This window comes from Geitlerinema sp. CS-897 (genome assembly GCF_028368005.1).
Classification (GTDB): Bacteria; Cyanobacteriota; Cyanobacteriia; order Cyanobacteriales; family Geitlerinemataceae; genus Baaleninema; species Baaleninema simplex.
Genome location: NZ_JAQNCQ010000326.1, coordinates 1 through 10,229 on the forward strand (window position 1 = coordinate 1; position 10,229 = coordinate 10,229).

The 10,229-nt window shown below is 55.4% G+C and carries 13 protein-coding genes; 4 read left to right on the plus strand and 9 right to left on the minus strand.

The genetic code is table 11. The annotated features are described in order from the left end of the window. The first annotated feature begins 307 nt into the window (after nt 1–307). Nucleotides 308–1,069: an ABC transporter ATP-binding protein gene (locus tag POG22_RS20940; protein ID WP_498907013.1), complete on the plus strand. Its 762-nt coding sequence runs from the start codon at nt 308–310 to the stop codon at nt 1,067–1,069. Nucleotides 1,070–1,339: 270 nt separating this feature from the next. On the opposite strand, the gene gap is transcribed toward POG22_RS20940, so the two are convergent. After that, entirely contained in the window at nt 1,340–2,356 is a 1,017-nt protein-coding gene (gene gap / locus POG22_RS20945; RefSeq protein ID WP_498907014.1) for a type I glyceraldehyde-3-phosphate dehydrogenase, read from the minus strand. A 394-nt stretch (nt 2,357–2,750) separates the two neighbouring features. Between gap and POG22_RS20950 the strand changes: the two genes are divergently transcribed. Beyond that, complete coding sequence (locus tag POG22_RS20950; RefSeq protein ID WP_017659605.1) at nt 2,751–3,080, plus strand: STAS domain-containing protein; 330 nt, start codon at nt 2,751–2,753, stop codon at nt 3,078–3,080. 43 nt (nt 3,081–3,123) lie between these two features. Here the strand turns inward: POG22_RS20950 and POG22_RS20955 are convergent, their stop codons facing one another. After that, nucleotides 3,124–4,281, minus strand: a complete 1,158-nt coding sequence (locus POG22_RS20955) for a PP2C family protein-serine/threonine phosphatase (protein WP_498907015.1) — start codon at nt 4,279–4,281, stop codon at nt 3,124–3,126. A gap of 58 nt (nt 4,282–4,339) precedes the next feature. On the opposite strand from POG22_RS20955, the gene POG22_RS20960 reads away from it, so the two are divergent. Beyond that, on the plus strand, nt 4,340–4,783 hold the full coding sequence (locus POG22_RS20960) for an ATP-binding protein (protein WP_498907016.1): 444 nt from the start codon (nt 4,340–4,342) through the stop codon (nt 4,781–4,783). A 12-nt stretch (nt 4,784–4,795) separates the two neighbouring features. Here POG22_RS20960 and POG22_RS20965 read toward each other — a convergent pair whose 3' ends face one another. Next, nucleotides 4,796–5,029: a hypothetical protein gene (locus tag POG22_RS20965; protein ID WP_498907017.1), complete on the minus strand. Its 234-nt coding sequence runs from the start codon at nt 5,027–5,029 to the stop codon at nt 4,796–4,798. 151 nt (nt 5,030–5,180) lie between these two features. On the opposite strand from POG22_RS20965, the gene POG22_RS20970 reads away from it, so the two are divergent. After that, entirely contained in the window at nt 5,181–5,678 is a 498-nt protein-coding gene (locus POG22_RS20970; RefSeq protein ID WP_498907018.1) for a hypothetical protein, read from the plus strand. A gap of 31 nt (nt 5,679–5,709) precedes the next feature. On the opposite strand, the gene rfbB is transcribed toward POG22_RS20970, so the two are convergent. From rfbB to POG22_RS21000, 6 genes are all read right to left on the minus strand, one after another. Further along, nucleotides 5,710–6,792: a dTDP-glucose 4,6-dehydratase gene (gene rfbB / locus POG22_RS20975; protein ID WP_498907019.1), complete on the minus strand. Its 1,083-nt coding sequence runs from the start codon at nt 6,790–6,792 to the stop codon at nt 5,710–5,712. A gap of 93 nt (nt 6,793–6,885) precedes the next feature. Further along, nucleotides 6,886–7,797, minus strand: a complete 912-nt coding sequence (locus POG22_RS20980; protein WP_498907020.1) for a type IV pilin-like G/H family protein — start codon at nt 7,795–7,797, stop codon at nt 6,886–6,888. Continuing rightward, nucleotides 7,794–8,243: an FHA domain-containing protein gene (locus POG22_RS20985; protein WP_017659598.1), complete on the minus strand. Its 450-nt coding sequence runs from the start codon at nt 8,241–8,243 to the stop codon at nt 7,794–7,796. The genes POG22_RS20980 and POG22_RS20985 overlap by 4 nt, the downstream gene beginning before the upstream one ends. Before the next feature lie 72 nt (nt 8,244–8,315). After that, nucleotides 8,316–8,912, minus strand: coding sequence for a double zinc ribbon and FHA domain-containing protein (locus tag POG22_RS20990; protein WP_498907021.1), 597 nt, complete (start codon nt 8,910–8,912; stop codon nt 8,316–8,318). A 90-nt stretch (nt 8,913–9,002) separates the two neighbouring features. Then, entirely contained in the window at nt 9,003–9,743 is a 741-nt protein-coding gene (gene pgl, locus POG22_RS20995; protein WP_498907022.1) for a 6-phosphogluconolactonase, read from the minus strand. Between the two features lie 8 nt (nt 9,744–9,751). Beyond that, a partial coding sequence (locus POG22_RS21000; RefSeq protein WP_498907023.1) for a zinc ribbon domain-containing protein occupies nt 9,752–10,229 on the minus strand: 478 nt, incomplete at its 5' end.

The window sequence follows — 10,229 nt, forward strand, 5'->3', positions numbered from 1 at the left end:
AGCCTGTGGAATCGTTCTGGCGGGGACTTGAAGTTATCTGAGTTCAAGTCTAGTCAAGAGGTTGAGAAGCAGGAAATCCTTGGTGTGAACCAGGGAATCTCCCTGCATACCCGATAGGGTTGCTGGGAGAGGATGTCAAAATCTAGAAAGTGGCAGATCCCTCGACACCGCCTCGGTTCGCCTCGGGATCGATCCGAGTTGCCGTCCAGTTTGCGATCGAATGCTGGGATTTTCACGCTAAAAAATCGCAAGTCTCGGCTGTTTGTTGTCCCAGTTTCCGGTCTCGATCGATTTTAATCGAATGACTATGAGTTCGACCCAGCACACTGAAACGATTTCGCCCCTCTCGCCCTCTCCGCACCGAGCGATCGTTCGCCTCGAAGAAATCTATAAAATTTACGGTTCGGGTAATACAGAAGTTCGCGCTCTCGACGGCGTTTCGATCGAAGTTTTTCCCGGCGAATACTGCGCCATCATGGGACCGTCGGGATCGGGAAAATCCACCGCCATGAACGTCATCGGCTGTCTCGATCGCCCGACAGAGGGCCGTTACTATCTCGACGGCGTCGATGTCGCTGGGTTGTCCGAATCCCATTTAGCCAGCGTTCGCAACCAAAAGTTAGGCTTTGTTTTCCAGCAATTCCACCTGCTCCCCCAAATGACCGCCTTAGAAAACGTCATGTTACCGATGGTCTACGGCGGCGTTTCTCATCAAGAACGACTCGATCGCGCCACGGACGCCTTAACCCGCGTGGGCTTGGGAAATCGACTCCACAACAAACCCGCCCAACTCTCGGGAGGACAACAGCAACGGGTGGCCATCGCCCGCGCGATCGTCAACCAACCGGTTTTACTCCTGGCGGACGAACCCACCGGCGCCCTCGACAGCCACACGACTGAGGAAGTCATGGGCATTTTCGCAGAGTTGAACGCCTCGGGCATTACCATCGTCATGGTGACCCACGAAGCGGAAGTCGCCCGTCTGACGCAGCGCGTGATTTGGTTCCGCGACGGACAGGTCGTTCACGATCGCCTTCACCCAGAAGAACTACATCTGGCTATTTCTTAAATCCCGGCGTTGTTTAAAAAAACAATTTCACGACATCGAAAATTGTCCGAGAGGTTGACGTCCGAAGCTTCGGGGAGCTATACTGAGGGTGTATTTATAAGGGTTCGTTCGTACATATTCTTGATTTTTTGTTCAACCATCTTAAACGACACAGCCGCTAAGGGGTTGACGGCCAGATCCCCGGCATCTTGTTGGAGGTGCCGGGGATCTCGACTGGGGCAAAATTCGAGGAAAAGTCCCCAGAAAAGAGAGAAAAATACCCTCAAACCCCTAAGCTTTGTCAGCCATCGCTAACATCAAATCGATCGTACGATTGGAGTACCCCCATTCATTGTCGTACCACGACACGACCTTAAAGAACTGAGAGTTGAGTTCCATCCCCGCCGTCGCATCGAAAATACTCGATCGCGGATCGGTCGTAAAGTCCGTCGAAGCCACCGGGTCTTCCGTATACCCGAGAACGCCTTTGAGATCTCCTAGCGCCGCTTTTTTCATCGCCGCACAGATATCAGCGTAGCTCGTGGCTCGTTCCGTGCGAAAGGTCAAATCCACCACCGAGACGTCCGGCGTCGGAACGCGGAACGCCATCCCCGTCAAACGGCCGTTCAATTCCGGTAAAACCAACGTGACCGCTTTCGCCGCACCGGTCGAAGCCGGAATGATATTTTGAGTCGCACTGCGTCCGGCGCGTAAATCCTTTTTACTCGGTCCGTCCACCGTCGGCTGTGTCGCAGTCATAGCGTGAACCGTCGTCATCAACCCTTCCGCCAAGCCGAAGTTTTCGTGAATGACTTTCGCGATCGGCGCCAAACAGTTCGTCGTACAACTGGCGTTGGAGACGACCGTATGTTGGTTGGGGTCGTACGTCTCATGATTGACCCCCATCAAGAGAGTCGGAACTTTATCGGGATCTTTCGTCGGTGCAGAAATGACGACTCGTTTCGCACCCGCCTCGAGATGTTTAGAAGCCCCGTCGTAAGTCGTGAAGCGCCCCGTCGATTCGACCACGTACTCGACCCCCAAATCGCCCCAGGGGAGCTGAGCGGGATCGGTATTCGAGTAACAGGGAATCGATTTCCCGTTTACAACAATACTATCGTCCGTCGCCTCGACCGTTCCGTTGAAGCGTCCGTGAGTCGAATCGTACTTGAGCAAATAGGCCAGTGCTTTCGGGGGGACGAGGTCGTTAATCCCGCAAAACTCAATATTGGGGTTGCTCAGTCCCGCCCGAAACACCAGTCGTCCGATACGACCGAATCCGTTAATGGCGACTTTCAGGGTTGCCATAAAAATCCTCCGATTGTGGGTGCTTTAGTAATATCGCTATCACCAACGATACAGAATAAAGCTGGAATTAGTATAGCGTCAGGATTTGAGGGAGTTTCGAGGCGGAAATCGAGCCACGGCTGAGCGATCGCACTCCCAAGGCAGGATATTCTAGAAGGAGTCGGCTTTAGAAAGGTTTTAAAAACGCTAGGGTGTCGGCTTTGCTGAAATCCCACCATTTCACTTACTATCGAGATCGAACATAACGATCTCACCTGATTTCAACGACCCAGACGATCGCAGTCGCCCAACGAGCCGTCGGCGTTCGAGACGAAACCTTTATCGCGACCCACGCGAAGATTGCCGCGAAAACTCCCTTCCTTGTGTCCCCTACTCTCCAAATCGACAAAGTCTTATGAACCCTGATGAGGTAAAAATCGTTCGACCTGAAGGTCTTCTCGACGGTGTGAAAGCGAGTCAGGTACGACGCGACATCAGCGAGTGCCTAGAAGCCGGTGCCAGGATCGTGTTGCTCGATTTGAAAGACGTGACCTTTATCGATAGTTCGGGACTCGGGGCGTTAGTCTCCGCTCTCAAAACCGTTCGAGCTGCCGACGCGAAAATGTTTATCTGTTCGATCAGCGACCAAGTTAAAATCCTCTTCGAGCTAACGAGTATGAACCGCGTCTTCAAAGTGTACGCCGATCGCGAAGAGTTCGAGCGAAACGTTCTCTCGTCTCCCTAAACCTAGAGCCGAGACGGTGTTTGACGGTGTTGCCGATAGTTTTTCACGAAAACGTCAGTTGCAGCAACGACAGGTCGTCGTCCAGCGCGCGCTCGGGAGATAACTGCTTGACGCTCTCTAAAAGGCGTTCCAAGTCTACCGTACCGCCATCGCTCTCACGAGATAGCCAGTCGGCGAACGCATCGAGTCCCCAAACCGTCCCATCGGCTTGGGGGATTTCGTAAATCCCATCGCTGAAAACATAAAGCTGACTCGACGGAGCGATCGCGCATCGTTGACTTTCGTAGTCCGCATCGGGAAACAGTCCGATCGGCAGACTCGGCGTATTGAGGCGATCGACCGTCGTAGAAGCGTCTGCCCCTCCCCGATTCGCCAGCAGTAACGCAGGAGGGTGTCCCGCACTAGCATAGACGAGTTGTCGCGTTTTGCGGTAGTAGACGCCGTACCAAATCGTGAAATACTTCCCTTCGTAAAAATCCGCCGATGTCGTCGTCTGAAACGCTTGATTGAGAGCGTGGAGAACCTCGCTCGGCTCGTAAAAATTCGTCTGGGGCAGCGATCGCGATCGCAGCACGTTGAGAACCGACACCGACAGCAGCGCCGCCCCCACCCCGTGGCCCGAAACATCCACCAAGTAAATCGCCAAAGACTCCTCGTCGAGCCATTGAAAATCGTAACAGTCGCCCCCGAGTTGCTGCGACGGAATAAAACGGGCGTCGATACGAACCGGCGAATGAGACACCGACGACGGAAGCAGCGATCGCACGTACCGCGCCGCTTCCGACAACTCCGCCTCGAGCATCTGCTTTTGCTTTCGCAAGTCTTGACTGAGCTGATGAATCCGCAATCCCGCTCGGACTCGCGCTTGTAACTCGTCGATTTCGATCGGTTTGGCTAAAAACTCGTCGGCTCCCGTATCGAGTCCGGTGACGCGATCCTCGACGGCTCCCCGTGCTGTGAGTAGAATGAAAAAGGTTGTCGAAAGATGGGGCGTTGCTTTAACTTGGCGGCAGACTTCCAATCCGTCCATCACGGGCATCATCCAGTCACACACGATCAAGCCCGGTTTGATTTCCCTCGCCAACCGGACTCCATCTTCCCCATTGTTTGCAACGGTGACTTCGTACCCCTGACGCTGAAGGGCACGTTTCAACACCAATCGCGTGGTGGAGTCGTCATCGATCAGTAAAATTGGAGTCATAGATAAAAAACATAGCACAAGTCAACTTGCAAGCAAGGATGTCATTGCGTTGGAAGATTTGAGTAAATCACCCCAATCTCAGCACGCATCTCTACGAGTCCCCACGGATCTTAACGCCTTAGTTCGGGTTTTGGAGTGGTTCGACCGCCTCGAATCCCCTGCCGTTCCCCAACGAATTTGGCTACAGTGTAAAACGGCGTTAGCTGAAGGATTTACCAATGCCGTACGTCACGCCCACCGCGATCGCGGCGACGACGACCTCCCCATCGAGGTCGAGTTCGAGCAAACGCCGACCTATCTCGAACTTCGCATTCTCGATAGCGGACCGCCCTTCGATCTCGAAGGAAAGCTCAACAGTCTGCCGACCTCCTCGGACTTACACGCCACGGGCGGACGCGGCTTGAAACTGATGCAGTGCATCGCCGATCGCCTGAGTTACAAACGGCTCGACGACAAGCGCAACTGTCTGTCTATTCTTAAATACTACGAGAGCGAACCTTAATCCGCCCCGATGTCAGTCTCCAAAACACCACGACACTAAGGAGATGACTAAGGCGAGCACCAACCATCGCGGCAAGTGCAAACTGTTGTAAAGTGCGAGCGGCACGTCGATCGAAAGAACGAAAAAGATCCATCCGACGAACGTAAACACCACGGTCAAAACGATCGCTATCAAGGCTTGTCTCCTCAACGGGCGAACTGCCATCGACGCTTGATATTGTACGCGATCGCCGACACAGACCGTCACCCCACTCGAGATGCTATCGTCGATGTGTCGCCCGAAAAATTGTCCCCGTTCCGTTTCCTAAACGTTCCGCTGCCAGTATGCTACGGGTAGATAGACCTACTCGAACGCGCGTTGGGTCGATCTCCAGGTCGATCGCCAACCGCTAAAGCTCGTGATCTTCGACCGCCTCGCCCCCCTTATCGACCCCATCGCGATCGTCGTGCTGCTGTCCGTCGTCAACCGTCTGGCAGTTTCGGCCAACGACTCCTTTTTCGGCGTCTTGAGACCCTCTTCAGAAGAGTCCGTCGTGTCTCGAGGCTACACCGGGGGATCGGTCTCGCTACCGGGTTTAGTCACCGATCGCGATCGCCATGGAAACCTCTGTGTCGGATTTGGCGACTCGTTACCCGACTACCAACTCGTTCTCGATCGCGACTTTCCCGAACTCTCCATCACCATCGACAGCGGCGGCCGCGACACCACCCTCATCGTCCGCGGTCCGCGAGACAACACCGTACGCTGTGCGGACGATTGGCACGACAGCGCCGACGCCGTCCTCAGCGATACGAACTGGGAAGCCGGAACCTACGAGATTTGGGTCGGTACGATGGAACCCGGCGCCGAATGGACGTACCGGTTATCGGTCTCGCCCGAAATCGATCGTCGATAATTGACGAGCGATCGCCGTCTGTCGAATCGCGTTACTCGCCGTACACCTGAGCGTAGTAACTCTGATATTCCTCAGACAGCAAGGGTTTCCACCAATCCTCATCGTCCAAATACCACCGTACGGTTTTTCGCAATCCTTCCTCGACCGTCACCGACGGTTGCCAACCTAACGAGGTTTGCAACTTCGTCGAGTCGATCGCATAGCGGCGATCGTGACCGGGACGATCTTTGACGAAGGTAATCAAATTTTCGCTCGGCTTCACGGGCAAATCTGCCGCCATCTCGTCCATCAACCGACAGATCGTCCGCACCAAATCGATATTTTTCACTTCGTTGTTACCGCCGATATTGTAGGTTTCCCCCAGTTGTCCGCGATGGATGACCGTATCGAGGGCGCGACAGTGATCGCCGACGTAGAGCCAATCGCGAACGTTCTGCCCGTCGCCGTATACCGGAAGCGGTTTTCCGAGCAAGATGTTGATGCACATCAGAGGAATCAGCTTTTCGGGAAAGTGGTACGGACCGTAATTGTTCGAGCAGTTGGTGATGACGGTCGGCAGGTTATAGGTATGGTAATAGGCGCGAGCGAGGTGGTCGCTGCCCGCTTTCGAGGCCGAGTAAGGACTGTTGGGGGCGTAGGGGGTCGTTTCAGAAAACGGTGGGTCGTCCGGGGCGAGGCTTCCGTACACTTCGTCTGTAGAGACGTGGAGGAAGCGGCAGCGATTCGCGTCGGAACGGTTGGCGAGGTGGTGACGGAAGGCTTCGAGGAGGGTAAAAGTTCCCACCACGTTGGTTCGAACGAAGGCGTCGGGTTCGAGGATGGAGCGATCGACGTGGGATTCGGCGGCAAAGTGTGCCACAGTATCGATCTGTTCTTCAGTGAATAAGGTATCGACGAGGACGCGATCGCCAATGTCACCCCGGACGAACCGGAAATTGCCTGTTTCGGCTAACCCTTCGAGATTGGCCAAATTGCCCGCGTAGGTGAGGGCATCGAGAACGACGACGCGATCGCCGGGGTAGCGATCGCACCAGTAGCGCGTAAAGTTCGAGCCGATAAATCCCGCTCCACCCGTCACCAGCAGCCGACGGGGTTGGCGCTCTGCATGAGTCATCGTCGTTCGAGTCCTCCTTGAACTGAAATGTTTAACGAGTTTCTGGATCGATCGAAACCCCATCGAGGATAACTCGAAACGGGACGTTTTGAGTTAACGGCGAATCCGATGAGAACCCGGCGCACAGGTGACTTCCCCCGAACTGTCCGGCGGCGGAACCGGCATCGGCGGCGCTTCGGAGGTGGGGTCGTCGCTGCGACAGACGGCCATGGTCGAAATTTCTAACCCGCGTTCGTTGGGAACCATAAACACACCGCTGGTAAAACTGTGGAGATCGGCACGTTTGGCGGTGGCAGTGATGCGAACGCTATCGGAGCGATCGCCCTCGAAGGCAATGGCGAAACGGTAATCGTCAGTTTCTGAGGGAACGTCAGCGTTCAACGCCGCGATCGAATCGGCAAAGGTGCGAAATTCTAGATAGTAAGTGCGCTGTCGGCGACTGAGGGTAAACAGAGCATCGAGGGTGTTGGCTTCGACGAGGGAGGTGGGTAACGCCGTCGAATCGGACAGGCGATCGAAGACCGTCGCGGTCTCGCTCAATTGTTGCGGTCGTGGCCGATCGGGATTCGTACCGTCGATTTGAACCCGCAGGCGACCCTCTGGCGTCACTTCGGCAACGGTGGGAACGACAGAACCATCCGGTAAGGTGAGATCGAGATGGAGCGGCGAGCCGGGAGCGACGCGATAGCTGAATTCCTGAGCGGCCATACGTCCGCGCGGTAGGGTCACGATAAAATGCAGCGTGCCGTCTGGAGTGAAAACGAAGGTTAGATCTTGTCCGGCCAAGCCGCCGGGTGCGAACCACTGTCCCCAGAGATCTCGTGAAAGGTCGAGATCGCTCGCTTGGGCGAGAACGAGCGGTGAGGGAGAAGGGACGGCGGCCCCGGCGCGATCCGTCGCTGCCAAACCTCCTATCAAAACCAGACTCGCTACGGTCGCTAAGGAAACGTTGCCAGTCGAACCGAAGCTATCACGAGGGAGCGATCGCAGCAGTGAACCTATCATTTGTTGTTTTCGGGAGGAACTTTCGCTGGACTGTCTTTCAAAACGCGGGTTTTGTGATGGACGCACTTTTCCGTGGGGTCTTCGTCTTCTGCCATCGGTTTGTCGAGAATTTGCAAGAGTTGTTTGGCTGGAGAGAGCGGTGGCGGAGCGGTCACGTGAACTTGAAGTTTCGGCCCAGTGCGTGCCAACCGAACGATCGCGCCGTCTTCGACCTGCTTCGTCGCAATCAATTTATCGTCGAGATAAGTGCCGTTCGTTCCCAAATTGACCATCATCCAATGTCGGTCTTCGTATCGCAGTTCTAAATGATGTCGCGAGACGACCGCACTGTAGAGAACGACGTGATTGTCCGGAGCGCGACCGACACGTACGACCGTTTCGCGATCGAACGTCCAGCGTTTGAGCGGAAGTAGCTGATGGGGGTGAAGCAAGGTTAGAGTAATCACGCGGGTCAGAGGGATAAAGATAGACGCAACCTAAACAAAAAATCCGAGGCGATTCGAGTCACGTTCGGTCGTTCAAACCAGTTGAAACACGAACGTTACGAGATCGCCCTTGCCAAGCGCGATACGATCGCCCGGTTGTAGGCGGTGGCGGTTGCCCCGAGCTAACGGTAAGTGGTTGATATAAGTCCCATTAGAACTCCCGATATCTTCAATATAATAGCTTTGGGCATCGAGACGAATTTCGGCGTGAACGCGAGAGACGAACTCAGAATGGGGAAAGCCCGATACGTCGAGGTCGGGAGCGAGGCGATCGTTCGGTTTGCCGATGCGAACTACTTCGAGATGAGGCGGCAACGCGATCGCCGTATCCGTCTGGACGTGAATCAGTCGAGCCGCAGACGGTTGAATTCGCGTCTCGGGATCGATGCAGGTGTTGACCGTATCTGCCGACAGTGCAGCCGCATTACCGTTCGTCAGACGAACCGCTGAGTTGACGCCCGAACTTTGGCAAGCCAGAGCCACTCCACACTGGCCGCAAAAGCTTGCCCCCACTAGCACCGACGCCCCGCAGTCGGGACAGGTATCCGCTTGGGGAAGCGGGGTATAGCAGGCTTCGCACTGAGCCGCACCTTGAGGATTTTGATGGTTACAGTTCGGGCAGACGATCATGGTGTGTCGAGGATCGGGACAGAGAGGAAAGCTGCGCGATCGCAGATTCCGCTTGCAGCCACACTGTCGGAGGAACGACAACCGAAAGGATTACCCTCGGCGATCGGTAACAGAAATACTCGATCCGGCTTCGGGGTCGAGAAGCCACCACAACGTCCCGTTCAGGGGCTGCACGAGCCGGGAAGGATAGGCGTCTTCGTCGCCGTCAGGTGCGAAAACGTGGGATAGCGCTGTTTGTTTGTTCGCGCCCGCTACCATAAAGATAACGCAGCGAGACAAGTTCAGCACGGGTACGGTTAGGGTCAAACGCGGCTGTCCGTCTTTGTTCCCGACGGTTACGGCGCGATCGCACACTTGTAGGGCATCGGTCTGGGGAAACAGCGATGCCGTGTGGCCGTCGTCCCCCATGCCCAACAGCATGACGTCGAACACGGGGAAATCACCGGGTTCGAGACCGAAAAATTCCTGCAAGTCCGCTTCGTACCGCCGAGCGTCGGCTTCGGGGCTGTCGCCGTCGGTCATCATCGGACGAACGTTATCGGCAGGTATGGGAACGTTATCGAGCCAGGTCTGACGCGCCATACGCTGGTTGCTGGCGGGGTTGTCAGCCGGAACGTAACGTTCGTCTCCCCAAAAAACGTAAATTTTCGACCACGGCAGATCTTCTTGGGCGAGGGCTTCGTAAAGGGGTTTGGGAGTGTTCCCACCCGACAGAACCACCGTCGCGCGATCGCGCTGTTCGAGGGCGCGGTGGATTTCTTCGACGACGATTTGCAAGGTGCGATCGACCAGGGCCGACGAGCTTGAAAGAACTTCGACGTGCTTGTTCATAGGAATTTTCAGTTTGAACGGCGGCGTTCGAGCGTGTTCGTCCCGATTTTGACATCCTCTCCCAGCAACCCGTTCCGGGTATGCAGGGAGATTCCTTGGGTCGCCCCAAAGATTTCCTGCTTCAACAGGTGCCAGCTAGACTGAGTAACCTCAGCCCCCGCCGCATCCCCTCCACAGGCAGTTTCGATTCCCCGTTGCCCACGGGTACAGATAACTTGTCCGCTCGCTACATCACGGGGCTTTGTTGACCCGCAGTTGTGGCAGTGATGGATTCGAGTTGAGAGGTCTTTGCGAACCTCCACTCCACAATCTGGGCATTCCTGAGAAGTGCCCCGCGCATCCACCTTGCCGTAAAAGACATCGCGCTTCCAGCACACCCAGGGAAGGATCTGATTCACAAATTGTCCCAGCCCAGCATCTAGAGTGTGTTTGCCCAACATTCCCTTGGCCATGATACGGAAGTCGAGATCTTCGACAAAAATCATC

What these genes read in the sequence shown, in the direction of transcription:
- POG22_RS20940 (WP_498907013.1), top strand. Translation starts at nt 308, where the DNA reads ATGAGTTCGACCCAGCACACTGAAACGATTTCGCCCCTCTCGCCCTCT.
- gap (WP_498907014.1), bottom strand. Translation starts at nt 2,356, where the DNA reads ATGGCAACCCTGAAAGTCGCCATTAACGGATTCGGTCGTATCGGACGA.
- POG22_RS20950 (WP_017659605.1), top strand. Translation starts at nt 2,751, where the DNA reads ATGAACCCTGATGAGGTAAAAATCGTTCGACCTGAAGGTCTTCTCGAC.
- POG22_RS20955 (WP_498907015.1), bottom strand. Translation starts at nt 4,281, where the DNA reads ATGACTCCAATTTTACTGATCGATGACGACTCCACCACGCGATTGGTG.
- rfbB (WP_498907019.1), bottom strand. Translation starts at nt 6,792, where the DNA reads ATGACTCATGCAGAGCGCCAACCCCGTCGGCTGCTGGTGACGGGTGGA.
- POG22_RS20980 (WP_498907020.1), bottom strand. Translation starts at nt 7,797, where the DNA reads ATGATAGGTTCACTGCTGCGATCGCTCCCTCGTGATAGCTTCGGTTCG.
- POG22_RS20990 (WP_498907021.1), bottom strand. Translation starts at nt 8,912, where the DNA reads ATGATCGTCTGCCCGAACTGTAACCATCAAAATCCTCAAGGTGCGGCT.
- pgl (WP_498907022.1), bottom strand. Translation starts at nt 9,743, where the DNA reads ATGAACAAGCACGTCGAAGTTCTTTCAAGCTCGTCGGCCCTGGTCGAT.